Source organism: uncultured Croceicoccus sp., assembly GCF_947496385.1.
GTDB lineage: Bacteria > Pseudomonadota > Alphaproteobacteria > Sphingomonadales > Sphingomonadaceae > Croceicoccus.
This window is the reverse complement of record NZ_CANMCP010000001.1, coordinates 214751-240985: the sequence shown is the minus strand read 5'-3', so window position 1 is coordinate 240985 and position 26235 is coordinate 214751. Positions and strand designations below refer to the sequence as shown.

At 63.8% G+C, this 26235-nt stretch carries 23 protein-coding genes; 11 read left to right on the top strand and 12 right to left on the bottom strand.

All coding sequences use genetic code 11. The annotated features are described in order from the left end of the window. Nucleotides 1-73: 73 nt before the first annotated feature. Both Q0897_RS01235 and uvrA read right to left on the bottom strand, forming a co-directional pair. On the bottom strand, nt 74-820 hold the full coding sequence (locus Q0897_RS01235; RefSeq protein ID WP_299307095.1) for a hypothetical protein: 747 nt from the start codon (nt 818-820) through the stop codon (nt 74-76). Further along, nucleotides 821-3727, bottom strand: a complete 2907-nt coding sequence (uvrA, locus tag Q0897_RS01230) for an excinuclease ABC subunit UvrA (protein ID WP_299307094.1) — start codon at nt 3725-3727, stop codon at nt 821-823. It abuts the gene before it with no gap. A gap of 193 nt (nt 3728-3920) precedes the next feature. On the opposite strand from uvrA, the gene Q0897_RS01225 reads away from it, so the two are divergent. The 5 genes from Q0897_RS01225 to Q0897_RS01205 all read left to right on the top strand — a co-directional run bounded on the left by Q0897_RS01225 (nt 3921) and on the right by Q0897_RS01205 (nt 9348). Then, nucleotides 3921-4403, top strand: coding sequence for a hypothetical protein (locus Q0897_RS01225; RefSeq protein WP_299307093.1), 483 nt, complete (start codon nt 3921-3923; stop codon nt 4401-4403). Nucleotides 4404-4463: 60 nt separating this feature from the next. After that, nucleotides 4464-6278, top strand: coding sequence for a von Willebrand factor type A domain-containing protein (locus Q0897_RS01220; protein ID WP_299307092.1), 1815 nt, complete (start codon nt 4464-4466; stop codon nt 6276-6278). 8 nt (nt 6279-6286) lie between these two features. Continuing rightward, nucleotides 6287-6820 carry an RNA 2',3'-cyclic phosphodiesterase gene (gene thpR / locus Q0897_RS01215; protein WP_299307091.1) on the top strand — a complete coding sequence of 178 codons (534 nt, stop codon included), beginning with the start codon at nt 6287-6289 and terminating at the stop codon, nt 6818-6820. After that, complete coding sequence (locus Q0897_RS01210) at nt 6817-6984, top strand: YadA-like family protein (RefSeq protein ID WP_299307090.1); 168 nt, start codon at nt 6817-6819, stop codon at nt 6982-6984. Before thpR ends, Q0897_RS01210 begins: the two co-directional genes overlap by 4 nt. 198 nt (nt 6985-7182) lie before the next feature. Continuing rightward, complete coding sequence (locus tag Q0897_RS01205; RefSeq protein ID WP_299307089.1) at nt 7183-9348, top strand: M3 family metallopeptidase; 2166 nt, start codon at nt 7183-7185, stop codon at nt 9346-9348. Nucleotides 9349-9486: 138 nt separating this feature from the next. On the opposite strand, the gene Q0897_RS01200 is transcribed toward Q0897_RS01205, so the two are convergent. Continuing rightward, the gene (locus Q0897_RS01200; RefSeq protein ID WP_299307088.1) at nt 9487-9786 is read right to left on the bottom strand and encodes a GCN5-related N-acetyltransferase; all 300 of its coding nucleotides are present in this window, start codon (nt 9784-9786) and stop codon (nt 9487-9489) included. Between the two features lie 242 nt (nt 9787-10028). Here Q0897_RS01200 and mdh point away from each other — a divergent pair, with 242 nt between their 5' ends. The 6 genes from mdh to Q0897_RS01170 all read left to right on the top strand — a co-directional run bounded on the left by mdh (nt 10029) and on the right by Q0897_RS01170 (nt 18287). Then, a complete protein-coding gene (mdh, locus tag Q0897_RS01195) occupies nt 10029-10991 on the top strand; it encodes a malate dehydrogenase (protein WP_299307086.1) in 963 nt (320 codons plus the stop codon). 34 nt (nt 10992-11025) lie between these two features. Then, complete coding sequence (sucD, locus tag Q0897_RS01190; protein WP_299307085.1) at nt 11026-11916, top strand: succinate--CoA ligase subunit alpha; 891 nt, start codon at nt 11026-11028, stop codon at nt 11914-11916. 111 nt (nt 11917-12027) lie between these two features. Then, the gene (locus tag Q0897_RS01185; RefSeq protein ID WP_299307084.1) at nt 12028-14874 is read left to right on the top strand and encodes a 2-oxoglutarate dehydrogenase E1 component; all 2847 of its coding nucleotides are present in this window, start codon (nt 12028-12030) and stop codon (nt 14872-14874) included. 65 nt (nt 14875-14939) lie between these two features. Continuing rightward, nucleotides 14940-16184, top strand: coding sequence for a 2-oxoglutarate dehydrogenase complex dihydrolipoyllysine-residue succinyltransferase (gene odhB, locus Q0897_RS01180; RefSeq protein ID WP_299307083.1), 1245 nt, complete (start codon nt 14940-14942; stop codon nt 16182-16184). A 71-nt stretch (nt 16185-16255) separates the two neighbouring features. After that, entirely contained in the window at nt 16256-17659 is a 1404-nt protein-coding gene (gene lpdA / locus Q0897_RS01175; protein ID WP_299307082.1) for a dihydrolipoyl dehydrogenase, read from the top strand. Between the two features lie 13 nt (nt 17660-17672). Further along, entirely contained in the window at nt 17673-18287 is a 615-nt protein-coding gene (locus Q0897_RS01170; protein ID WP_299307081.1) for a TRIC cation channel family protein, read from the top strand. A 48-nt stretch (nt 18288-18335) separates the two neighbouring features. Here the strand turns inward: Q0897_RS01170 and Q0897_RS01165 are convergent, their stop codons facing one another. The 9 genes from Q0897_RS01165 to secY all read right to left on the bottom strand — a co-directional run bounded on the left by Q0897_RS01165 (nt 18336) and on the right by secY (nt 26202). After that, nucleotides 18336-18908, bottom strand: a complete 573-nt coding sequence (locus Q0897_RS01165) for a hypothetical protein (RefSeq protein WP_299307080.1) — start codon at nt 18906-18908, stop codon at nt 18336-18338. Between the two features lie 143 nt (nt 18909-19051). Continuing rightward, entirely contained in the window at nt 19052-21244 is a 2193-nt protein-coding gene (locus Q0897_RS01160) for a prolyl oligopeptidase family serine peptidase (protein WP_299307079.1), read from the bottom strand. Next, nucleotides 21241-21381 (bottom strand): hypothetical protein, encoded by a 141-nt coding sequence (locus Q0897_RS01155; protein ID WP_299307078.1) that lies wholly within the window; start codon nt 21379-21381, stop codon nt 21241-21243. The genes Q0897_RS01160 and Q0897_RS01155 overlap by 4 nt, the downstream gene beginning before the upstream one ends. A 16-nt stretch (nt 21382-21397) precedes the next feature. Then, nucleotides 21398-21817, bottom strand: a complete 420-nt coding sequence (rplQ, locus tag Q0897_RS01150) for a 50S ribosomal protein L17 (RefSeq protein WP_299307077.1) — start codon at nt 21815-21817, stop codon at nt 21398-21400. Nucleotides 21818-21928: 111 nt separating this feature from the next. Next, on the bottom strand, nt 21929-22984 hold the full coding sequence (locus tag Q0897_RS01145; RefSeq protein ID WP_299307076.1) for a DNA-directed RNA polymerase subunit alpha: 1056 nt from the start codon (nt 22982-22984) through the stop codon (nt 21929-21931). Between the two features lie 114 nt (nt 22985-23098). Then, the gene (gene rpsK / locus Q0897_RS01140; protein WP_057884041.1) at nt 23099-23488 is read right to left on the bottom strand and encodes a 30S ribosomal protein S11; all 390 of its coding nucleotides are present in this window, start codon (nt 23486-23488) and stop codon (nt 23099-23101) included. Between the two features lie 52 nt (nt 23489-23540). Continuing rightward, nucleotides 23541-23909: a 30S ribosomal protein S13 gene (gene rpsM, locus Q0897_RS01135; protein ID WP_202087632.1), complete on the bottom strand. Its 369-nt coding sequence runs from the start codon at nt 23907-23909 to the stop codon at nt 23541-23543. Between the two features lie 249 nt (nt 23910-24158). After that, the gene (locus tag Q0897_RS01130; protein ID WP_299307075.1) at nt 24159-24803 is read right to left on the bottom strand and encodes an adenylate kinase; all 645 of its coding nucleotides are present in this window, start codon (nt 24801-24803) and stop codon (nt 24159-24161) included. 34 nt (nt 24804-24837) lie between these two features. Beyond that, a complete protein-coding gene (gene secY, locus Q0897_RS01125; RefSeq protein WP_299307074.1) occupies nt 24838-26202 on the bottom strand; it encodes a preprotein translocase subunit SecY in 1365 nt (454 codons plus the stop codon). Between the last annotated feature and the right edge of the window lie 33 nt (nt 26203-26235).

Below are 26235 nucleotides of genomic sequence, written 5' to 3'. Positions count from 1 at the left end.
TCGTAATTTCTGTATAATTAGACCTTTTCTTAATTTCTAAATTTTCAACTGTAGGATGTGAACGGAGAGTATTCTAAAATTTGGCTTGATTGATAGAACTTATTCCCTCCAAACGCATTTCCAATTTTCGCGCTTGTTGATAATTTTCTTTAAATGGAGAATGTTGTAAAGAAAGACGTTTCATGCCCATTTTTATAAATTGCAGTTCTTCAAGTATAAGCTCCTGACTTGGCACTTGGCGTTCATCAAGCTTCGCGACCTTAAACTCTCCAAAATTTTTCAAAAAGGTGGTGTAAGAAGTGTCCTTTTGGCTTGCCTCGAAAGTTTTCCTAACTTTTCCTGAAAGGGCCTTTTTGAACTCCACAATTTTCGAAAAACGCAGATCTCGTGGATATTCAAGATGTTCGATTAGAGATGTGTCGAACGAATAGTCAGTCCGATCATCTTTGACGATAATAGTAGGCTTATCAAAAGCTAAACGCATGCCCAATTCAAACATTACGTTTGGATTTTTCCCGCTAACATCGCAAACTATAATTGGGTTATCATAGAGATTTTGAATAATTCGTTTTTGAATAATTCCGACTTCATCAGCGTCACTGACAAGATTAGGCAGAAATCCAGCGTCTTCGACGGCTTCCCTAAGAATTTTCATTACCTCCAGCCAATGCGATTCAGAGCAACCGTCTATCCCCGAAATCGGCATTACCAAACCGCACGTTTTAAGGTCATCGACCTCTCGTTCTGGTCCAACCGCCTTTGCCATAGCCATTCCCATAAATCCTATATCTAAGAAGCGATAATCAAGAGCGGAACTCAATCAAACCATCCCCCGCAAATAGTGCCCCGTAAAGCTGCGCTCTTCCTTCACGACATCCTCCGGCGTGCCTTCGGCGACGATTTCGCCGCCGCGCACGCCGCCGTCGGGGCCGAGGTCGATCAGCCAGTCGGCGGTCTTGATCACGTCCAGATTGTGTTCGATCACCACCACCGAATTGCCCTGATCGACAAGGCGGTGCAGCACCTCCAGCAATTTGCGCACATCCTCGAAATGAAGCCCGGTCGTCGGCTCGTCGAGAATATAGAGCGTCTGCCCGGTTGAGCGGCGCGCCAGTTCCTTGGCCAGTTTCACGCGCTGCGCCTCGCCGCCGGACAGGGTCGTCGCCTGCTGCCCGACCTTGACATAGCCCAGCCCCACCTCGTTCAGCATGCGCATCTTGTCCCGGATGGGCGGCACGTTTTCAAAGAAGGTTTCCGCATCCTCGATCGTCATGTCGAGCACGTCGGCGATCGAGTGCCCCTTGTGCCGCACCTCCAGCGTTTCGCGGTTGTAGCGCTTGCCGCCGCATTCCTCGCACGTGACATAGACGTCGGGGAGGAAGTGCATCTCGATCTTGATCAGCCCGTCGCCCTGGCATGCCTCGCACCGGCCGCCCTTTACGTTGAAGCTGAAGCGACCGGGTTTGTAGCCGCGCGCCTTCGCCTCCGGCAGGCCGGCGAACCAGTCGCGGATATTGGTGAAGGCGCCGGTGTATGTCGCCGGGTTCGAACGCGGTGTGCGGCCGATGGGGGACTGGTCAATCTGAATGACCTTGTCGCAGTTTTCGAGGCCGGTGATCTTGTCATGGGCGCCCGCGATGATGCGCGCGCCGTTCAATGCCCGCGCCGCGCCGGCGTGCAGCGTGTCGATGGTGAAGCTGGACTTGCCTGAACCCGACACGCCGGTGATGCAGGTGAACGTGCCGAGCGGGATCGACGCGGTGACGTTGCGCAGATTGTTGGCGCGGGCGCCGTGGACGGTGATCTTCTTCTTGTTGCCCTTGCGCCGCTCTGTCGGTACGGCGATTTCGCGCGTGCCGTTGAGATATTGGGCGGTGAGCGATTTTTTGGATTTCAGGACCTGTTTCAACGTGCCTTCGGCGACGATCTCGCCCCCGTGGACGCCCGCACCGGGGCCGAGGTCGACGACGTAATCGGCGGCGCGGATCGCATCCTCGTCATGTTCGACGACGATCACCGTATTGCCGAGATCGCGCAGGCGTTTGAGCGTTTCGAGCAGGCGGTCATTGTCGCGTTGGTGCAGGCCGATGCTGGGTTCGTCGAGGACGTAGAGCACGCCGGACAGCCCGCTGCCGATCTGGCTGGCGAGGCGGATGCGCTGGCTCTCGCCGCCCGACAGCGTGCCGCTGGTGCGGTCGAGGTTGAGGTAGTCGAGGCCGACATTGTCGAGGAAGCCGACGCGTTCGTCGATTTCCTTGAGGATGGCGGCGGCGATCTGGTTCTGCTGATCCGTCAATTTGGAGGGCAGGTCCTTGAACCAGGCGAGCGCGTCGGAAACGGACAGGCGCACGGGGCCGGAGATGCTCTCGCCCGCGACCTTCACGGAAAGCGCCTCGGGTTTGAGGCGGGCGCCGCCGCAGGTCTCGCACGGTTGCGCGGTCTGATAGCGGGCAAGTTCCTCGCGCATCCAGGCGCTTTCGGTTTGGAGCATGCGGCGGTTGAGATTGCCGATGACGCCCTCGAACGGCTTCTTCACCGTGTAGCTTTTCCGCCCGTCCTTGAAGGTGAGCGGGACGGCCTTGCCCTTCGTGCCGAACAGAATGGTGTCGTGCACGGTTTCGGGCAATTCGGCCCACGGGGTGGCGAGGTCGAAATCATAGGCGGCGGCGAGGCTCGACAACACCTGCATGTAGTAGGGGGACGGCGGGTTGGACTTCGCCCAAGGCACGACCGCGCCTTTCTTGAGCGAAAGATGTTCATTGGGCACGACCAGCTGCGGATCGAACAACAGCTTTTCGCCCAGCCCGTCGCAGGCCGGGCACGCCCCTTGCGGCGCGTTGAAGGAGAACAGGCGCGGTTCGACCGCCTCGATCGTGAAACCGCTGACCGGGCAGGCGAAACGTTCGGAAAAGACGATGCGATTGGCAGGCAGACCCGCACCCTTGAGCTGGCCGCCGGTGGCGTTGGTGCCGCCCTCGCCCTCTTCCTCGCGCCCCGGCACGACGCCATCGGCAAGGTCGACATAAGCCAGCCCGTCGGCGAGTTTCAGCGCGGTTTCGAAGCTGTCGGCCAGCCGCGTCTCGATCCCCTCGCGCACGGCGAGGCGGTCGATCACGACCTCGATGTCATGCTTGAACTTCTTGTCGAGCTTGGGCGCGTCGGCAATTTCGTGGATCTCGCCGTCGATCCGCACGCGGGTAAAGCCCGCCTTCTGCCATTCGAGCATTTCGCGGCGATATTCGCCCTTTCGCCCACGCGCCACGGGGGCCAGCAGATAGAGCCGCGTCCCTTCGGGCAGCTCCATCACCCGGTCGACCATGTTGGAGACCGTCTGCGCCTCGATCGGGAGGCCCGTCGCGGGGCTGTAGGGGACGCCGACCCGCGCCCAGAGCAGGCGCATGTAATCGTAGATTTCCGTCACCGTCGCCACGGTCGAGCGCGGGTTGCGGCTCGTCGTCTTCTGCTCGATCGAGATGGCGGGCGACAGGCCGTCGATATGTTCGACGTCCGGCTTCTGCATCATCTCGAGGAATTGCCGCGCATAGGCGGACAGGCTTTCGACATAGCGGCGCTGCCCCTCGGCATAGATGGTGTCGAAGGCGAGGCTCGATTTGCCCGACCCCGACAGGCCGGTGATGACGATGAGGCTGTCGCGCGGCAGGTCGATGTCCACGCCTTTGAGGTTGTGCTCGCGCGCGCCGCGCACGGAAATCTTGGTAAGGGCCATGAAAGGTCGTGTTCCGCAAATGTTCGCGCCAGTCAAGCATGCGTCGGGGGCAATCGCCGCGCCGTGGCGTGTCGGTGAAAATGATGTGCCATCCATGTGGGCGCGGGCCACGCGATTGCAACCGAGCGGGCACGGGTTGCGTCGCGCCGTCACCGCGCCGGAACCCGGATCCGCCAGCCATCGTTATGCGCCCATGAAAATCGCACCCCTTCTGTGCGCCGCGCTCGTCTGCGCCTGCGCACCCGCCGCGGATGATACGGATCCGCCCACGCAAACCGCCGCGCAGGACAGCGCAACCGCCACGCTGGACGCACCGGACGCCGCGCCCTCCCCCGGCCAGCCCGCACCGATGACAGAGGTGCCGGAGCGGTTTCGCGGCCAATATGCGCAAAAGGCCGAAAATTGCGGCCCCCGCTTTGCCGCCATTCCGACGCAGGAACCCGTCACCCTGCGCCGCCAGGACGTGAGTTTTTTCGAAACGGGCGGCCCCGTCACCCACGTCGAGGTGGACGGCGATGCCATTGCGGTCACGCTCCGCGAAACGGTCGGCCCGGACGAGCATGTGCGCGTGATCTATCTTGCCCTCAACGGTGACGGGACGGTGCGCTATCGCCCCGGCGAAGGCGAGGATGTGCGCCGCTATATCCGGTGCGGGGAACAGGACGCCGCGCAATAATCGCGCTTGCGCTGCGCAACGCCGGTGTTCAGCATGGGTGCGCGGAATGGGAGATACGCGATGATGGCAGGAAAACACGCGCTCTGGCTTGGCGCAATGGCGATGACGCTGGGCGGGTGCGCGACGACGCCCGCGCCCGCAACGCCCGTGGCGCCGCCATCGCCGCAGGTTCCGTTCGCCGCAGCGCCCGGCGGTGATGCGGCCCCGTTGCGCGCGGCATCGGCGGACACGGAGGCCGCGCGCATCTGTGCGCCGTTCCTCGATCCGGGCGAGGACATGGAAGAGATCGTGCTCACGGGCGCGCCATCGGGGACGCCTGCACCGGGCGCGCCGCCTGTAAACCGGACCGCCGGGTCGCCGCCGCCTCCCCCTCCCCCGCCGCCCCCTCCTCCTCCGCCGCTGGCCGCCGCCGCGCCGATGGTCCAGCCGCAGATCGGCTACGCCCCCGCGGCGCAGAACCGCGAACGCTATGCGGGCGAGGAGGTCGCCGATGTGCAGCGCGTTGCCGAGGCGCCGGTGTCCACCTTTGCGGTGGATGTCGACACCGGCAGCTACGCCAATGTGCGGCGCATGATCGGGGATGGCGACCTCCCGCCGCAGGCCGCGGTGCGGACCGAGGAGATGCTCAACTATTTCCGCTACGCCTATCCCGCGCCGGACGCGGACGGCCCGCCCTTCACCATTTCCGCCGACATGGCGCGCACGCCGTGGAACGCGGAGACGCGCGTGCTGCGCATCGGATTGTCGAGCGTGGCGCCGGACCGGGAGACGCGCGGGCCGGTCAATCTCGTTTTCCTCGTCGATGTGTCGGGTTCGATGGCGACGCGGAACAAGCTGCCGCTGGTGCAATGTTCGCTGGCCCTCACGGCGGAGCGTTTGCGCCCCGACGACCGGGTGAGCATCGTGACCTATTCGGGCCAAACGCGCGTCGCTCTCAGACCCACGAACTACAAGCCTGCGGTGATGAACGCGATTGCCGGGCTGTCGGCGGCCGGGTCGACGGCGGGGGGCGCGGCGCTCGAACTCGCCTATGATCTGGCGCGGCAGAACTATCGCGCGGGCGAGGTCAATCGCATCATGCTGGCCACCGATGGCGATTTCAATGTCGGACTGACCGATACGGATGCGCTGATCGACATGGTGGAGCGCGAGCGGGAGGGCGGCATTTCGCTCACCACGCTGGGCTATGGCACGGGCAATTACAACGAGGCGATGATGGAACAGATCGCCGACCACGGGAACGGCAATTATTTCTATATCGACCGCGCGGAGGAAGCGGCCAAGGTGCTGGACGAGGAGCTGGCCGCGACGCTCGTCACCATTGCGAAGGATGTGAAGATACAGGTCGAGTTCAATCCGGCCCATGTCGCGGAATATCGCTTCATCGGCTATGAAAACCGGGCGCTCGCCGAACAGGATTTCGCCAATGACCGGGTGGATGCGGGCGAGATCGGCGCGGGCCACCAGGTGACCGCGCTTTACGAAATCGTCCCGGCGGGTGCGAAGGGGTGGTTTCCCGAACGCCGGTACGAGGCCAATGCGCGCCCCGCCGCGCGCGGCGACCGGTCGGGCGAGATGGCGGTGGTCCGCCTGCGGTATAAATTGCCGGAGGGTGCGCGGTCCATGTTGATCGAACGGGCGCTCCCCGCGGGCATGATCGCCGCGGCGGAACCGGCGCGCGGGGACATGGCCTTCGCGCTCGCGGTGGCGGGATATGGGCAGGCCCTGCGCGGGGATGACAGGTTGGGGGCGTGGACATTGGACGACAGCGCCGCGCTGGCCCGGGCGCAGGGGGGCGCCGGCCCGCTTCGCGCGGAATTTGCCGCCCTCGCCGCGCGGGCCGCCGCATTGATGCGCGGCGATTCCGCGCCGTAGCGGCCGCCGTGCACAGGCTTTTCGTCGGCATCCCCCTGCCCGAAGCGATTGGCGATGCGCTGATCGACACGATGGACGGGATCGAGAATGCGCGCTGGCAATCGGATGCGCAATTGCATCTCACGCTGCGCTTTATCGGCGAGGTGGACCGCCCGCTCGCCAATGATGTCGCCGATGCGCTGTCCCGCGTGGTGCAGGACGCCTTTCCGCTGCGTTTCGAGGGGATCGGCCATTTCGCGCGCAAGGGGCGGGCGACGGCGGTTTGGGCGGGGGTGCCGCGTTGCGACCCGCTGCTCACGTTACAGCGCAAGGTCGAGCAGGCGTGCCGCGCGGCGGGGTGCGAGCCGGAAACCCGGCGCTTCGTGCCGCATGTGACGCTGGCCCGGCTGAATTTGGCGAGCGGTTCGATCGGCGATTTCCTGCGCGCGCATGCCACGCTTCGCACGCCGCAGTTCGAGGTGGGTCGCTTCGTCCTTTATGAAAGCCATCTGAGCCGCGGCGGATCGCATTACGAGCCGGCGGTGTCCTACCCGATGCGGTGACACGCGTGGCGCGCATGCGGATCGGGCATTTCAGGGGGCAGATCGCCTTTGCCATCGGCGCATCGCTCGCCGCGAACGAGGGGCGAACCGTCTTCAAGCTCAACGGCTCGATCGATACGAAGGGATATGCAGGGGTTTCGACCGGCGCGGGATTTGCGTTCTGAACCATTGCCGGCCGCTTCGGCCATGACACGGCCGCCCCCTTTTCATGAAAGGGTGGCGGTCGTTTCATTTGCTATCAATGTCCGGTTCAACCATGAGGCGTTATCACGTCGTAAATGTTTGACAGGAGGAACGATTTGACGCGGACAGGATTACTGGCGAGCGCAGCTTTTGCGCTGACCCTTGGGGGATGCGCGACGATGGACAATGATACGATGACCCCGGCGACCGGCGCCGCGGCGCTTCCGGGAACCGGCGGCATGCCGGACATGAGCGCGGTCCCGCAGGCGACCGGCGTGTTCGCCACCCCGTCCGATCTTCCCTTTCACGCGCCCGATTTCACGAAGATCGAGGACAGCGATTACCTGCCCGCGATGCGTCAGGGCATGGCGATTCAAAAAGCCGAGGTCGCGGCCATCGCCAATAATCCGGCGGCGCCGACCTTTGCCAACACGATCGCGGCACTCGACGCATCGGGCGAATTGCTGGGCCGTGCGGCGCGGGCATTCTATGCCGTGACGGGGGCCAATACGAACGACACGCTGGACGCCGTCGAAACCGAGATCAGCCCCGAGATGGCGGCGCACTCCGACGCGATCTACCTCAACGCGCCGCTGTTCGCGCGGGTGAAGGCGGTTTACGACAATCGCGCCGCGATGAGCATGACGGTCGACGATGCCGCCCTGCTGGAGGAAACGTACAAGCAGTTCGTCCATGCCGGCGCCAACCTGTCCGATGCGGACAAGGCCCGCCTGCGCGATCTCAACACGCGCATGTCGACGCTCACCACGCAGTTCGGGCAGAAGGTTACCGCGGGCACGAACGATGCCGCGCTGATCGTGGCGGACCGGGCGATGCTCGCCGGGTTGAGCGACGCGCAGATCGAGGCCGCGGCCGATGCGGCGGCATCGCGGGGCAAGGCCGGGCAATATGCGCTGGTGCTGCAGAACACGACGCAGCAGCCGCTGCTCTCCAGCCTCGACAATCGGGAAACGCGCCGCCGCCTGTTCGAGGCCAGCCTGACGCGCAATTCGCAGGGCGGCGAGGACGACACCAACGCAATCGTTCTGGAACTGGTCAAGCTGCGCGCCGAGAAAGCGGCGCTGTTCGGCGAGGACAATTTCGCCGAGTGGCAGATGTACGACCGCATGATCGAGAGCCCCGATGCGGCGATCGAATTCATGCGCGGCCTCGCCCCCGCCACGGCGCAGGCGCAGACGCGCGAAGCCGCCAAGCTGAACGCGATGATCCGCGCCGAGGGCGGCAATTTCACGGTGCAGCCGTGGGACTGGAGCTATTATGCGGAGAAGGTGCGCAAGGCGGAATACGATCTCGACGAGGATGAGATCAAACCCTATTTCGAGATGAACAACGTGCTCGAAAACGGGGTGTTCTATGCCGCGAACCAGCTTTACGGCCTGACCTTTGCGAAACGCGACGACATTCCCGTCTATCACCCCGATGTCACCACCTATACGGTGTTCGACCGCGACGGGTCCGAACTGGGCCTGTTCTATTTCGATCCGTATCAGCGCGAGAGCAAGCGCGGCGGGGCGTGGATGTCGAACTTCGTCGATCAGTCGCATCGCGACGGCACGAAGCCGGTCATCTACAACGTGCTCAACATCCCGAAGCCCGGCGCGGGCGAGCCGACGCTGCTGACCTTCGACGAAACGACGACGATGTTCCACGAATTCGGCCATGCGCTGCACGGCTTCTTCGCGGATCAGGAATATGCCTCGATGTCGGGCACGGCGGTCGCGCGCGATTTCGTCGAATTCCCGTCGCAGATGAACGAGAAATGGGCGAGCGAGCCGCGCGTGCTGGCCAATTATGCCAAGCATTACCGCACCGGCGAGCAGATCCCGCAGCAGTTGATGGACAAGATCGACGCGGCGGCGAAGTTCAACCAGGGCTTCGCCCTTGGCGAGACGCTCGCCGCGGCGATGATGGACATGTCGTGGCACACGCTGACCCCGGCGCAGGTGCCGACCGGCGTGGCCCCGTTCCAGGCCCGCGCGCTGGCCGACACCAGGCTGAATACCGGGATGGTGCCGCCGCGTTACAGCTCGCCCTATTTCCGGCACGTGTTCGGGGGCAGCTCCTACTCGGCGGGCTATCACGCCTATCTGTGGACCGAGATGCTGTATCACGATGTCGGCACCTGGTTCGATGCCAATGGCGGCATGACCCGCGCGAATGGCGATCGGTATCGCGACGTGGTGCTGTCGCGCGGCGGGACGCTCGATTACGGGAAGGCGTTTCGCACGCTGACCGGGCATGACCCGCGGGTGGAGCCGATGCTGGAGGCGCGCGGTTTCATTCCGGGCGATTCCGAACCGACGAATGCCGACGAAACCGGCTGATTCTCGAATCTGGTGACGTAAGATCGGACCGGCCGGGGCGACCCGCGCCGGTCCGGTTTGCGTTGTGGCCGGCGATATGCGCGATGGAGCGATTGCGGCGGGGCGGGCGTGTCGGGAAACGCGGGAAACGGTGTTCGACTAACCGCCGCCCTTCCCGCGCCAGCGAAGCGAACGCGCGTTCAACGCCGGCAGCAGGGCCGGGTCGGCAAGGCAGCGTTCTCCCAATGCGATTGCGCGGTTCAACATGTCCGGCGGCGCGTGGCGATAGGCCGGGCGCCCCGCGACATGATCGTACCACCGCCCGCCGCATGCATTGTCGAGCAGGATGCGGGCAAAGCAATGATCATGGCGCACCGGCCAGCCGTGCGATGCGGCCACGCGGGGCAGATTCTCGCGCGTGAGCCGCAGCCATTCGCTTTCAAGTTCGTCTCGCCGCATATGCGATCCGGTTTAGCGCGGGGCGGAAAAGCGGACCAGCCCCCGCGCGACCTTGCATGCGGATGCACTTCTTGATATTGCGAAGTGTTATCAAAGATTGTTGGCACCCTATCGTTTTGGCGGTTGCAATCGGGTGATGTGGCGCCTACCCACCCTATCAGAAGGCCGTGCCGCGATTGTTCGCGGGCTGTCGCTGCGCGCACTGGTCCGGACCCGCGAATGCGAAGAGGAATACTGACCTGATGGCACGCAAGAAAATTGCCCTGATCGGCTCGGGCATGATCGGCGGAACGCTCGCCCACCTGGCTGCGAAGAAGGAAATGGGCGACGTCGTCCTGTTCGACATTGCCGAGGGCATGCCCCAGGGCAAGGCGCTCGACCTGTCGCAATGCGGCCCGGTCGAGGGTTTCGACGCGAAGATCACCGGCACGAACGACTATGCCGACATTGCCGGCGCCGACGTCGTCATCGTCACCGCTGGCGTCCCCCGCAAGCCGGGGATGAGCCGCGACGATCTGCTCGGCATCAATCTCAAGGTCATGAAATCGGTAGGCGAGGGCATCAAGAACAACTGCCCAGACGCCTTCGTCATCTGCATCACCAACCCGCTCGACGCGATGGTATGGGCCTTGCGCGAATTTTCCGGCCTGCCGCATGAAAAGGTCGTCGGCATGGCGGGCGTGCTCGATTCGGCACGTTTCGCGACGTTCCTCGCGTGGGAATTCGACGTGTCGGTGAAGGATGTGAACGCCTTCGTCCTGGGTGGTCATGGCGACACGATGGTGCCTGTGCTGTCCTACTCCACCATCAGCGGCATTCCCGTTGCCGACATGGCGAAGATCAAGGGCGTCGACACCGCGCGTCTCGATGAAATCGTCGACCGGACGCGCAAGGGCGGCGGCGAGATCGTCGGCCTGCTCGGCAATGGATCGGCCTATTACGCCCCGGCAACGAGCGCGATCGCCATGGCCGAAGCCTATCTCGGCGATCAGAAGCGCATCCTGCCCTGTGCCGCGCATCTGACCGGCAAATATGGCGTCGACGGGCTCTATGTCGGCGTTCCCGCGGTCATCGGCAAGGACGGCATCGAGGATGTCGTCGAGATCGAATTGAACGACGAGGAAAAGAACAATCTGCAGGTCAGCGTCGATGCGGTGAAGGAACTGCTCGAGGCGTGCAAGGGGCTCGACGGCTCGCTCGCCTGAGCCCTGGCCGCCTGTCAATCAAGAGGAGATCGAGATGAGCATTCTCGTAGACAAGAATACCAAGGTCATCACGCAGGGCATGACCGGTTCGACCGGCACGTTCCACACGCAGCAGGCGCTGGATTACGGCACGCAGATGGTCGCGGGCGTGACGCCGGGCAAGGGCGGCACGACGCATATCGGCCTGCCCAATTTCAACACCGTCGCCGAGGCGAAGGCCGAAACCGGCGCGACCGCATCGTGCATCTACGTGCCGCCGCCGTTCGCCGCCGACTCCATTCTCGAGGCAATCGACGCGGAGATGGAGTTGATCGTGGCGATTACCGAAGGCATCCCGGTGCTCGACATGGTGCGCGTGAAGCGTGCACTGGAAGGCAGCAAGTCGCGCCTCATCGGGCCGAACTGCCCCGGCGTCCTGACCCCCGGCGAGTGCAAGATCGGCATCATGCCCGGCTCCATCTTCAAGAAGGGCAGCGTCGGCGTCGTGTCCCGTTCGGGCACGCTCACCTATGAAGCGGTGCATCAGACGACGGCGGTCGGCCTTGGCCAGACGACGGCGGTCGGCATTGGCGGCGACCCCGTAAACGGCACGAATTTCATCGACGTGCTCGACCTGTTCCTGTCCGACGACGAGACCAAGTCGATCATCATGATCGGCGAGATCGGCGGCAGCGCCGAGGAAGAAGCCGCGCAGTTTATCAAGGACCAGGCCGCCAAGGGCCGCAAGAAGCCGATGGTCGGCTTCATCGCGGGCCGCACCGCGCCTCCGGGCCGGCGCATGGGCCATGCGGGCGCCATCGTTTCGGGCGGCCAGGGCGGCGCCGACGACAAGATCGCGGCGATGGAGGATGCGGGCATCCGCGTCTCGCCCTCCCCGTCCAAGCTCGGCGAGACGCTCGACGCTCTGCTGAAGGAAATGGCCTGAGGCCGCGGGTGGGCCGGATCGCGGCATGCGGCACAGGGTGCTGCGTGATCCGGCCCGCCACGATTTTCATATTTTCGCCGGAACCCCCGGCAGGCTGCGAGATTGAGCGCCATGGCTAACGACAATTCGTCCCCCCTCCCCGACCTCGATTACGACGGACCGCAGCAAGGTCCGAGCTGGGCGCGCAAGGCCTGGCCGATGACGGGCGACGGAGCGTTCGACGATCTGACGCAGGCGCTCGATCCCACGCGCATGAAGGCCGAGGTCAAGGACGCGGCCAAGAAAAAGGGCGCCCCGGTCGATGAGAAGGCGGTCGAGGCCGCCGCCGATGCATCGGTCCGTGCGATGCTGCTTCTGCGCACCTATCGCGTGCGCGGGCACCTTGCGGCCGATCTCGATCCGCTGGGCCTTTCCCATCGCGAGCTTCCCGCCGATCTCGAGCCGGAATATCACGGCTTCAAGGGCGACGACCTCGACAAGCCGGTCTATATCGGCGGGAATCTGGGCCTGGAATGGACCACGGTTCGCGAGATGGTCGATATTCTGCGCGCCAATTATTGCGGCAGCGTCGGTCTCGAATACATGCACATCTCGGACGTGGAGGAACGCCGCTTCCTTCAGGAGCGGATGGAAGGCGCGGACAAGTCCATCGACTTCACGCTGATGGGCAAGAAGGCGATCCTGTCCGCCGTGATCCGCGGCGAGCAATACGAGAAATTCCTCGGCAAGAAATATGTCGGGACGAAGCGTTTCGGCCTCGACGGCGGCGAGGCGATGATCCCCGCGCTGGAATCGGTCATCAAATATGGCGGCGCGCTGGGCGTTCGCGAGGTCGTTTACGGCATGGCGCATCGCGGCCGGCTGAACGTGCTCGCCAATGTCATGGGCAAGCCTTACAAGGTGATCTTCCACGAGTTTTCGGGCGGCAGCGCCAACCCCGAGGATGTCGGCGGGTCGGGCGACGTGAAATATCACCTCGGCACGAGCACCGACCGCGAATTCGACGGCATCAAGGTCCATATGAGCCTCGTGCCCAACCCCTCCCACCTTGAGGCGGTCGATCCCGTCGTGCTGGGCAAGGTCCGCGCGCAGCAGACGTTCCACGACGACATCGGCACCGACGAGGAAGGCCGCGGCAAGCACAAGCAGGTGCTCCCCGTGCTGATCCACGGCGACGCGGCGTTTGCGGGACAGGGCATCGTGTGGGAGTGCCTCGGCTTTTCGGGCATTCGCGGATACAACACCGGCGGCTGCATCCATTTCGTCATCAACAACCAGATCGGCTTTACCACCAGCCCGCAATTCGCGCGGTCGAGCCCCTATCCCTCCGACGTGGCGAAGGGGGTCATGGCGCCCATCCTGCACGTCAATGGCGACGATCCCGAAGCGGTCACGTTCTGCTGCAAACTGGCCATCGAGTATCGTCAGAAATTCGGGCGCGACATCGTCATCGACATGTGGTGCTATCGCCGCTTCGGCCATAACGAGGGCGACGAGCCGAGCTTTACGCAGCCATTGATGTACAAGCAGATCAAGAACCATCCCGGCGTCGCCGCGCTCTATAGCGAGCGGCTGCGCGAGGAAGGCGTGATCGACGCCGAGTGGGAGAAGGAGCAGGAAAAGAGCTTCACCGACCATCTCGAGGAAGAGTTCGCCGCGGCGAAAAGCTACAAGCCGAACCAGGCTGACTGGTTCGCAGGCCGGTGGTCCGGCCTCAACAAGCCGGCCGACCCGGAAACCGCCCGGCGCAGCGTCGACACCGGCATCGAGGGCAAGCTGTTCGACAGCCTTGGCCGCACGCTGACGACCGTGCCGGACGATCTCAAGATCCACCGCACGCTGGGCCGCGTGCTCGACGCGAAGCGCGAGATGTTCGACGGGAAGTCCGGCTTCGACTGGGCCACGGCGGAGGCGCTGGCCTTTGGTTCGCTGGTATCCGAAGGGTTCGCGGTGCGGCTGTCGGGTCAGGATTCGGGCCGCGGCACGTTCTCGCAGCGGCACGCCGCCTGGGTCGATCAGGAGGACGAGCGCAAATATATCCCGCTCTGCCAAGTCCCCCATGGACGGTTCGAGGTCTATGACAGCCCGCTGTCCGAATATGGCGTGCTGGGCTTCGAATATGGCTATGCGCTTGCCGATCCTAAATCGCTCGTGCTGTGGGAGGCGCAGTTCGGCGATTTCGCCAATGGCGCGCAGATCATGATTGATCAGTTCATCGCCGCCGGCGAAGCGAAATGGCTCCGGGCCAATGGTCTCGTGATGCTGCTCCCGCACGGGTACGAGGGGCAAGGACCGGAGCACAGCTCCGCCCGGCTCGAACGGTTTCTGCAGCTGTGCGCGGGCGACAACATCCAGGTGTGCAACATCACCTCGCCCGCGAATTATTTCCATGTCCTGCGGCGGCAGATGCTGCGCCCGTTCCGCAAGCCGCTCATCATCATGACGCCCAAATCGTTGCTGCGGCATCCGATGGCGCGGTCGGCACGGGACGAATTCCTGGGCGATCGTCATTTCCGCCGCATCCTGTCCGACACGAAGGACATCGCGGACGAGAAGGTGAAGCGGCTCGTGCTGTGTTCGGGCAAGGTCGCCTACGACCTGATCGAGGCGCGCGACGCCGCGGAGCAGGATGATACGAGCATCGTTCGCATCGAGCAGCTCTACCCCTTCCCCGGCGAACCGCTGGCGACCCGCATCGCCCGGATGAAGAACGTGGAGGAAGTGGTCTGGTGTCAGGAAGAGCCGCGCAACAATGGCGCATGGTTCTTTGTCGAAAGCCAGATCGAGCAGGCGCTCGCCGAAGCCGAAGCGCCGGTGCGCCGCCCCCGCTATGCCGGGCGGCAGCCGACGGCCTCGCCCGCGACCGGCCTGGCCTCGCGCCATGCGGAGCAGCAGGCAGCCCTTGTTTCCGATGCCCTCGGCCTGTCGGTCGAAGACGAAATCCGGCGGCGCAAGTGAGGGGCGCAAGCCCCCTCCCCGCCATCAGCATGACCGGCATGACGCCGCGAAAGGACGCGTAAGCGATGAGCACCGAAGTCAAGGTTCCCACCCTGGGTGAAAGCATCAACGAAGCCACCGTCGGCGAATGGCTGAAACAGCCGGGCGACCGGGTGGAGGCCGACGAGCCGATCTGCAGCCTGGAGACGGACAAGGTCGCGATCGACGTGAACGCGCCTGCCGCCGGCGTCATGGGCGAATTGATGGCCGAGGTCGGCGACAATGTCGAAGTCGGCGCACTCATCGCCACGATCGAGGAAGGCAGCGGCGGCGGCGCCAAGCCGGCCGCCAAGCCCGCCGAGGCGAATGACGAGCAGAAGCCCGCCCCCGCGAAGCAGGATGGCGGCGATGCGGCGCAGGGTGGCGACGGTGCCGATGCCGCGGTGCTGTCGCCGGCGGTGCGCCGCGCCGTGCTCGAACACGGGATCGACCCCGCCGGGATCAAGGGATCGGGCAAGGACGGACGCCTGACCAAGGAAGACGTGCTGGCCGCGGCGAAGGCCCGCGATGCAGGCGGCGCGAGCACCAGCGCCCCTGCCCCCGCCCCCAGCGCGCCCGCGGACGCCGGCGGCCGCAATGTCGAGCGCGTGAAGATGACGCGCCTGCGCCAGACCATCGCGAAGCGGTTGAAGAGCGCGCAGGACAACGCGGCCCTGCTCACCACCTTCAACGATGTCGACATGACCGCCGTCATCGAGGCGCGCACCCGGTACAAGGATCTCTTCGCCAAGAAGCACGACATCCGGTTGGGCTTCATGGGCTTTTTCGCAAAGGCGGCGTGCCTTGCGTTGAAAGACGTGCCGTCGGTCAATGCGCAGATCGAAGGGGACGAGATCCTCTATCACGACTATGTCGATATTTCGGTGGCCGTGTCGGCGCCGAACGGGCTGGTCGTGCCGGTCGTGCGCGATGCCGACAAGAAGGGCTTTGCCCGGATCGAGCAGGACATCGCCGATTTCGGCAAGAAGGCGAAGGACGGCACGCTCACCATGGACGAGATGAAGGGCGGCACCTTCACCATTTCCAACGGCGGCGTGTTCGGATCGCTGATGTCGACGCCGATCATTAACCCGCCGCAGAGCGCGGTGCTCGGCCTGCACCGGATCGAGGACCGTCCGGTGGCCATCGACGGCAAGGTCGAGATCCGCCCGATGATGTATATCGCGCTGTCCTACGACCACCGGCTGATCGACGGGCGCGAGGCGGTGACCGCGCTCAAGATCATCAAGGACGCGATCGAGGATCCGACGCGCCTTCTGATCGATCTTTGATTGTTCGCGCCCGGCGGCGGGCGCACCCGATACCGGCCAGTACTGGCCCGACAAGATGAACGAGATGGAACATGGCTGAATTCGACTTTGACGTTATCGTGATCGGCTCCGGCCCCGGCGGATATGTCGCCGCGATCCGCGCGGCGCAGCTCGGGCTGAAAACGGCCTGTGTCGAGAGCCGGGAAACGCTGGGCGGCACCTGCCTCAACGTCGGGTGCATTCCGTCCAAGGCGCTGCTGCACGGCTCCGAGCTGTTCGAGGAAGCGCACGGCGGCACCATGGCCAAGTTCGGCGTGATGGCGGACAATGTCACGCTCGACCTGCCGGCGATGCAGGGCGAAAAGGAAACGGCGGTCAAGGAGCTGACCGGCGGGATCGCGTTCCTGTTCAAGAAGAACAAGGTGACCTGGCTCAAGGGCCGCGGCAGCTTCGTCGACAAGCACACCGTGCAGGTCGGCGAGGAGCAGCATTCGGCCAAGAACATCATCATCGCAACCGGCTCGTCCGTGACCCCGCTGCCCGGCGTGGAAATCGACAACGAGGGCGGCATCATCGTTGACAGCACGGGCGGCCTCGCGCTCGACCGGGTGCCGGAGAACATGGTCGTCATCGGCGGCGGCGTCATCGGCCTGGAACTGGGCAGCGTGTGGCGCAGGCTTGGTGCGAAGGTCACGGTCATCGAATATCTCGACACGCTGCTGCCCGGCATGGACGCGGATATCCGCAAGGAAGCGGGCAAGATCTTCAAGAAGCAGGGCATGGAGCTGAAGCTCAAGACCAAGGTCACCGGCGTCGAGGTCAAGGGCAAGACCGCCACGCTCACCATGGAACCGGCCAGCGGCGGCGATGCCGAGACGCTCGAGGCGGATTGCGTGCTCGTCGCGATCGGGCGGCGGCCGAACACGGACGGCCTCAATCTCGAGGCCATCGGCCTCGAGCCGAACGAGCGCGGTCAGATCGTGCCCGACCATGATTTCCGCACCAAGGTCGACAGCGTGTGGGCAATCGGGGACGTGATCCCCGGCCCGATGCTCGCCCACAAGGCCGAGGACGAGGGCATCGCCGTGGCCGAGAACATCGCGGGCGAGCAGGGCATCGTCAATCACGCGATCATTCCCAACGTGGTCTACACCATGCCCGAAATCGCGGGCGTCGGCATGACCGAGGCCGAGGCGAAGGCCGACGGCCACGAGGTGAAGGTCGGCAATTTCCCGATGATGGCCAACAGCCGCGCGAAGACCAACCGCGAACCCGATGGTTTCGTGAAGATCATCGCCGATGCAAAGAATGATCGCGTGCTGGGTGCATGGTGCATCGCATCGCTCGCCGGCACGATGATCGCACAGATCGCGCAGGCGATGGAGTTCGGCGCGACGAGCGAGGACATCGCCTATACCTGCCACGCGCATCCGACCCATTCGGAGGCGATCAAGGAAGCGGCCATGGCCGTGCGCGGCAAGCCCATCCACATCTGATCCGGCCGGCCCCATGGACGGCCCCGCCCTGCCGCCGTTGCTCGACCTTGCGGGCACGGCGGTTTTTGCGCTCACCGGGGCGCTGCTCGCCGCGCGACTGCGGCAAAGTTTCGTGACGGTGTGTTTCTTTGCGCTGGTCACCGGAGTTGGCGGCGGGACGGTGCGCGATCTCCTCATCGATGTGCCGGCATTCTGGATCCGGTCGGAGCAGGTGGCGCCGGTGGTGTTCGCCGTCGCGCTGATCGCGTGGTTCACGCCGTCCCGGTGGTGGGAGGGCCGCTTGCTGGAATGGGCCGATGCCGCGGGGCTGGCCGCGTTTGCAGTGCTGGGCACGGCGAAGGCGATGGCCTATGACGTCGCGCTGTTGCCGGCGATCGTCCTGGGCGTGGTGTCGGGATGCGTCGGCGGCATCATCCGTGATGTCCTGGCGGGCGTGCCGTCGATCCTGATGCGGCCCGAGCTATATGTGACGGCGGCGGCGCTTGCCGCGTCCGGCTGTGCCATATTGACGATGATGGGTCTGCCGCAGGGGCTTGTCTGGAGCGTGTCCGCGCTGGCCGGTTTCGCATTGCGGGGGGCGGCGCTTGTCTGGCGCATCGAGCTTCCGGCCTATTCGCGCGACGATTGAGGCAGGAAACGCGCCCGGGCGGGATCGACCCGCCGGGCGCGCCATGGCTTAACGCAGGCCGCGAATATTGTCGAAATCGAGGTAATTGACGCGGCCACGGTCGGTCCGGCATTCGAAGCGGCCCGAGTCCCAGCCCCGCATATCGTTGCGATAGCCGCGATAATCGCCGCCCCAGCCATTGCCGTAACGCCCGCCGCGATAGCCGGTATCGACGACGATGCGCCCCTTCACCCGGTAACCGTCGCGGCGGCGGTCGACATCGCGGATGTCGGTCACGTCCACCCGGCGGAACCCGCGGCGATAGGCTTCGCGCTCGGCCGTGCGGATGCAACGTTCGACGGCATCGCGCGCCGAACCGCCACGGTAGTAGGAATTGCGATTGTCGTAACGGCGATCATAACGCCGGTCATAACGATCGTCGTAACGGTCGCGATAGCGGTCGTTGCGCCCGCCCGAGGTCGCGATTGCCGCGATCCCCCCGAGGATCAGCGCCCCTGCGATAATGTCGCCCGTATCGATGCCACGGTCGCGCCGGTCGGCATAGGCAGGCGATATACCGGTCGCCAGCATCGTGCCGGCGGCGGCAGTGCCGACGATGGCCTTCATTACGGGCGATTTCATTACAGGGGTCATGGGCGGTTCCTTCCTTTGGCAGGGGTCGGGGCGGGATTGCCCGTCAGGAACCGGTATACCCGGGTGTCAATGTGCGCCTACTGAACCCCGCGGATAGGTTTCGTTCATATTCGCGGGGTTCATCCTTAATCCTACTGATCGTCGCTCGGCGTGAAGCCGGTCCAGTGGGCGAGGAAGCCCATGATGTCCGAAAACTCCTCAATGATCTTCGCAACGGGTTTGCCGCTGCCGTGTCCGGCATTGGTTTCGATGCGAATGATGCGGGGCCGTTCGCCGAGTTCCGCATCCTGAAGCGCGGCGGCATATTTGAAGCTGTGCCCCGGAACCACGCGGTCGTCGGTATCGGCCGTGGTGGTCAGGATGGCGGGATAATCGGTGCCGGACCGGATATTGTGATACGGCGAATAGCTGCGCAGGATACGCCAGTCGTCCTCGCGATCGGGGTAGCCGTAATCGTCGACCCAGTACCGCCCGGCGGTCCAGCGATCGAAGCGCAGCATGTCCATCACGCCCACGGCGGCATGCACCGCGTCGAAGAGGTCGGGCCGTTGATTCGTGACGGCGCCCATCAGGAGCCCGCCATTCGACCGCCCCTCGATCGCGAGCTGGTTTTCGCCCGTGACATCGTTCGCCTTCAGCCATTCGCCCGCGGCGATGAAATCGTCGAAGACGTTCTGCTTGTTTGCGCCGCGGCCGGCATCGTGCCACGCATCGCCATATTCGCCGCCACCCCGAAGGTTGGCCATCGCATAGACGCCGCCCCCCTGCAGCCAGGCCATGCGCGTCGCGCTATAGGACGGGGTCAGCGAGATGTTGAACCCGCCATAGCCGTAGAGCATCGTCGGCGCGGGGCCGGTCACGTCCTTGCGCTTGACGATGAACATCGGGATCTCGGTCCCGTCCTTCGAGGGGTAGAATATCTGCTCCACGCTGTAATCATCGGGATCGAAGGTCAGGTCGACCGTCGCGAAATCGCGCGTAGCGCCGGTATCGGGATCGAGCTTCATGATCGTGCCGGGCGTGGTGAAGGACGAGAAACCGAACCAGGCATCGTCGTCACCGGGCTCGCCGCTGATCCCGCCGACGGACCCGATGCCGGCGAGGTCCACGGTTCCCACCGCCTCCCCGTCGAGCGTATAGCGGCGCAGCTGTGAGGCCGCGTCGACGAGGTAGCTTGCCACGATGCGGTCACCGACAATTGCCGCGCCTTCGAGGTTCTGCTCAGCCTCGGCGACCACGTCGGTGAATTGCGGCGTGTCGCCCGACAGGTCGACCATGGTGATCTTCTTGAGCGGCGCGTCCTTGCTCGACACGAACCAGAGCCGGTCAACGATCCCCTCGATCAGGTCCCACTGCGCCTCGGGCTCCGCGATGAGCGTGATCGGCGTCCAGTCGCCCCGCCCCACCGGGATCACATGCACGCGCGAGGTGGGGTCGGTGCCCTCGGTGCTGTTAATAACGACCCAGCGGCCATCGCTCGTCGTGCTGGCCACATGGCCCAGCTTCGGCATGTCGGGGGTCGCATAGACCGGGCGGTCTTCGGACTGCGGCGTGCCGATCTTGTGATAATACACCGCCTGGTTGTAATTCAGCGCCTGAAAATCCTGTCCCGCTTCGGGTTCGGGAAAGCGGGAATAGAGGATGGCGTCGTCTCCGAGCCAGGTCAGGCCGGTGAATTTCGCCCATTCGATGCTGTCGTCGAGCGGTTCCCCCGTGGCGGTGTCGACGAAACGGATCGTGCGCCAGTCGCTGCCCCCCTCCTGCACCAGATAGGCGAGGAGCCGTCCGCTCTTCGACGCCTTCCACCCGGCAAGGGCGGTCGTGCCATCATCCGACCACGCGTTGGGATCGAGCAGGACCCGCGCGCTCCCGTCGATCGTCTCGGCATCGGCATCCGCGATCATCAGGACGTTCTGATTCTGAAGCCCGGTGTTGTGTTCGTAGAGAAGCGCATCGCCCGCCTTCACCGGCGTGCCGAAACGTTCGTAGTCGAGCAATTGCGAAAGCTTCTTTTCGAAGAAGGCACGCTCGGGCAATTGCTTCAGATAATCATCGGCGTAGGCGCTCTGCCGCGCAACCCAGTCGGCCACCTCGGCATCGTTGCGCACGTCCGCCTCGAGCCAGCGATAGGGGTCGGCGACCTGTTCGCCGAAGACTGTCTCGACGACATCGCCGCGCTTCGTTTCGGGATAGTCGGGGCGGGTCGGTTCGTCGGTCTTCACGGCGGAGGGCGCTCCCTGAGCCGACACCTGCGACGGCAGAACCGCGATCGCGGCGAGCGATACGGCACCCAGCAGGCCGGCCATGCGTTTGGCTGAAATCATGCAATCATTCCCTCTTCGATCTGTTCTGCGCACCAGATGCGCAATCCGCGCCGCGAATACAAGATTTCAGATGAAACGAGGATGAAGCCCATTAAAAAGGCGCCGCGGAACCATTGTCCCGCGACGCCCTTCGTCATTCATTTCGTGACGCGATCAGGCGTCTTCGAATTCGTCCTCGGTCTGCACCGGGCCGGAATCCTGACCCTTGGCATCAACGTCGCGATCGACGAGTTCGATGATCGCGATCGGCGCGGCGTCGGATGCGCGGAAACCGGCCTTCACGATGCGCGTATAGCCACCTTCGCGATCCGCATAGCGCGTGGCCAGCGTATCGAACAGCTTGACCAGCTGCGTATCGTCCATGAGGCGCGCCTGTGCGAGCCGGCGGTTCGACAGGCCGCCCTTTTTCGCGAGCGTGATCAGCTTTTCGATATAGGGGCGCAGTTCGCGCGCCTTCGGCGTGGTGGTCTTGATCTGCTCGTGCTTGATCAGGGCGGCGGCCATGTTGCGCAGGAGGGCCTTGCGGTGGCCCGTCTTGCGCTGCAGCTTGCGGCCGGACATTTTATGACGCATTTCATTCTTCCTGGTTCGTAAGGGGGCCGTGCAAGGTACCCCGGTACAGGCTGTGATACGGGCAGCCTTCTAACCCGTGTTGCCCCGGACCATGCCGGGGCGCGAGCGTGATCAGCCGAGCAGTTCCTGCTCCAGCTTCTTCGCCATTTCCTCGATATTCTCGGGCGGCCAGCCCGGAATATCCATCCCGAGACGCAGGCCCATGCTGGACAGCACTTCCTTGATCTCGTTCAGCGACTTGCGGCCGAAGTTCGGGGTGCGGAGCATTTCCGCCTCCGTCTTCTGCACCAGATCGCCGATGTAGATGATGTTGTCGTTCTTGAGGCAGTTGGCCGAACGCACCGACAGTTCCAGCTCGTCCACCTTCTTGAGCAGGTAGCGGTTGAGCTGATTGGCGTCCGATTCCTCGGGCTGAGCGGCGACGCCGGCGGTCTGCTGCGCCCCCTGCGGAATGCCATCCTCGAAGTGCACGAACAGCGTGAGCTGATCCTGCAGAATGCGCGCGGCATAGGCGACGGCATCCTCGGGCGTGACCGTTCCGTCGGTCTCGACCGTCAGGTTGAGCTTGTCATAGTCGAGCTCCTGCCCGACGCGGGCATTCTCGACCTTGTAGGACACCTGACGCACCGGCGAATAGAGCGCGTCGACCGGTATGAGGCCGATCGGAGCATCGGCCGGACGGTTTTGCGCCGCGGGAACATAGCCCTTCCCGCTCTCGGCGGTCAGTTCCATGTTCAGCGTCGCACCCTCGTCGAGGTGGCAGATGATGAGATCCTTGTTCATCACCTCGATATCGCCGGTCACGGCAATATCGCCCGCCTTCACCTCGGCAGGGCCGGTGACGGACAGGTTCAGACGCTTCGCGCCCTCGCCTTCCATCTTGAGTGCGACCTGCTTGATGTTGAGCACGATGTCGGTGATGTCCTCGCGCACGCCGGCGAGGGACGAGAATTCGTGAAGGACGTTGTCGATCTTGATCGACGTGATCGCTGCGCCCTGCAGCGACGACAAAAGCACACGGCGCAGCGCATTGCCGAGCGTCAGGCCGAAGCCGCGTTCCAGCGGTTCGGCGACGAAGGTCGCGCGACGCTTGGCATCGCCACCGCTCTTGATCTCGAGGCTGTTGGGCTTTTTCAGTTCCTGCCAGTTCTTGTTATTGACGGACATGGACTTCCCCTAGGGTTTTAACATGAATTGCGGCGCCATCCGGATGACGGCCGCCAGGCAGATGATCCGAAGGACGGGCCGGGGATCCTTCCGGCCCGTCCTCGCGCGTTCGGATCAGACGCGGCGGCGCTTGGACGGACGCACGCCATTGTGCGGGATGGGGGTCACGTCGCGGATCGAGGTGATGGTGAAACCCACCGCCTGGAGAGCGCGTAGCGCGCTTTCACGGCCAGAACCGGGGCCCTTGACCTCGACCTCGAGCGTGCGGACACCATGCTCCGCCGCCTTCTTGCCGGCATCGTCGGCGGCAACCTGCGCGGCATAGGGCGTCGACTTGCGGCTGCCCTTGAAGCCCATCATGCCGGCCGAAGACCAGCTGATCGCATTGCCCTGCGCATCGGTGATGGTGATCATGGTGTTGTTGAAGCTGGCGTTCACATGCGCGACGCCGCTGGAGATATTCTTGCGCTCGCGCCGCTTAATGCGCTGGGGTTCGCGTGCCATAATGGAAATTCCTGTCGTAGAACTGGGAAGGGAAAGCTGGGCCTAGGCCCGCTTACTTCTTCTTGCCGGCAATCGGCTTTGCCTTGCCCTTGCGGGTGCGCGCATTGGTGTGCGTGCGCTGGCCGCGAACGGGAAGGCCCCTACGATGGCGAAGACCGCGATAGCAGGCCAGATCCATCAGGCGCTTGATGTTCATTGCGGTTTCACGGCGAAGGTCGCCCTCGACCGTGTAGTCACTGTCGATCGTTTCGCGAATCTGCACGACTTCCTGGTCGGTCAGATCCTGCACCCGGCGGGTGTGATCGATGGCGAGCTTGTCGGCGATGTCCTTGGCGGACTGCGGGCCGATACCGTGAATATAGGTCAGCGCGATAATCAGGCGCTTGTTGGTGGGGATATTTACCCCGGCAATACGAGCCACTTTTTTCTCCTGCTCCACAGGGCCGTTGCCGATGCTTCGGTGATGACCGAAGGCAGTCCGGCGACTCCCCATCTCATAGCGTTGATGCCCGCACGAATGGCGGATGGGCCGGAAACCCCGTCGATACGGGAAACCGGACAAAATCCGAATTCATGGCGAGCGAAGGGCGCGCTTACGCAGATTCGCGAGCGCTGTCAACGCCCTGCGGAACGGCACCACGACTGCCCCCGGCGCGACACCGCAAGCCGTTCAGGAGAGGATGGCCTCGATCCGATCGGTCACGGCCTCGATATCGGCCATGCCGTCCACGCGCGACACGATGCCCTGCGCATCATAGATGGGAAGGATCGGTGCAGTCTTGGCGCGATATTCCGCCATGCGCGTGCGCACGGTTTCCTCATTGTCGTCGGGCCGGCGCTTGAACTCCGTCGCGCCGCAGACGTCGCAGACGCCTTCCACCTTCGGGCGTTCGAAGATATCGTGATAACCCTTGCCGCAATTGGCGCAGGAAAACCGGCCGACGATCCGCTCGACGAGCGCATCTTCGTTGACCTCGAGTTCGATGACGTGATCGAGGCTACGACCGTGTTTGGCTAGGATCTCGTCCAACGCGGCGGCCTGCACCGCCGTCCGGGGATAGCCGTCGAAGATCGCGCCCGTATCTTCATCCATCGCTTCGAGTTCGGCGGAAATCAGCGCCGACACGATCTCGTCCGAGACGAGCTCGCCCGCATCCATCACCGCTTTCGCGCGCTGCCCGATCGGCGTCTGCGCCTTCACCGCGGCACGAAGCATGTCGCCGGTCGAAAGCTGGCGCATGCCGCGCCGGTCGACGAGCCGCTGGGACTGAGTGCCTTTGCCTGCACCGGGCGGGCCGAGAAGGATGATGTTCATGCGAGGTTTCCCCAAAACCGTCCGGCTGTGCCGGTTATCGCAGGCGGCCTTTCAGCTTCGCCTTCTTTATGAGATCGCCGTATTGATGCGCAAGCAGATGGCTTTGAATCTGTGCGATCGTATCGACGGTGACGTTGACCACGATCAACAGGCTGGTGCCGCCGAGAAAGAAAGGCAAGCCCGTTTGCGCAATCACATACTCCGGAAGGACGCAGACGAGCGTCAGATAGGCCGCGCCGATGACCGTGATACGGGTCAGCACGTAGTCCAGATAGTTCGCCGTGTTCCGCCCCGGTCGGATGCCCGGAATGAAGCCGCCATTCTTCTTCAGGTTCTCCGCCGTTTCCTCGGGATTGAACACAACCGCGGTGTAGAAAAAGGTGAAGAAGATGATCCCCGCCGCATAGAGCAGCATGTAGAGCGGCGCGCCGTGCTGCAGATATTGGTTCAACGTGACCAGGACCCCGCCCATCGTGCTGTCGGGTGTCACCGAACTGCCGGCGAACTGCGTGATCGTGAGCGGCAGCAGCAGCAGCGAGCTTGCAAAAATCGGGGGAATGACGCCGGCGGTGTTCAGCTTGAGCGGCAGATGGCTGCGATCCGCCTGCATCATGCCGCGCTGGCCCGCGCGCTTGGGATATTGAATGAGCAGACGCCGGTTCGCACGCTCCATGAAACAGATGAACAGCACGAGCCCGACGATGACGATGATGAGCGCCACGATCAGGAACGGCGAGATGGAGCCGGAACGCCCGCCCTCGAAAAGCTGGGCGGTGATCGTCGGGAACTGCGTGATGATGCCCGCCATGATGATCAGCGAAACGCCGTTGCCGATGCCGCGGGAGGTGATCTGCTCACCCAGCCAGAGCAGGAACATCGTCCCGCCGACGAGGCTGATGACCGCGCCGATGCGGAACATCAGGCCAGGATCGACCACAGCCTGCAAACCGCTCGCCGCGGCGTAGCTTTCAAGGCCGACCGCGAGGAAATACCCCTGCACCGCGGTCAGTCCGACCGTGCCGTAGCGCGTATACTGATTGAGCTTCTTCCGCCCGCTCTCGCCCTCTTTCTTGAGCGCGGCGAGCGCGGGGTGAAGCGAGGCGGCAAGCTGCACGACGATCGAGGCGGTGATGTAGGGCATGACGCCGAGCGCGATGAGGCTCATGCGCTCGAGGCTACCGCCCGAAAACGTATTGAAGAGATCGAGCACGCCGCCGCGCGTCTGCGCATAGAGATCCTGAAGGATCAACGGATTGACGCCGGGAAGCGGAACGAAGCTCAGGAAACGGAACACGATCAGCGCGCCGATCGTGAACCAGATCCGGTTTTTCAGCTCCGTCGCCTTCGAAAAATTGGCGAGGCTCAGATTGCTTGCAAGATTGTCGGCTCGTGATGCCATGATCGCTCAAATGCCTAGTTGGGGCGAAAGAAT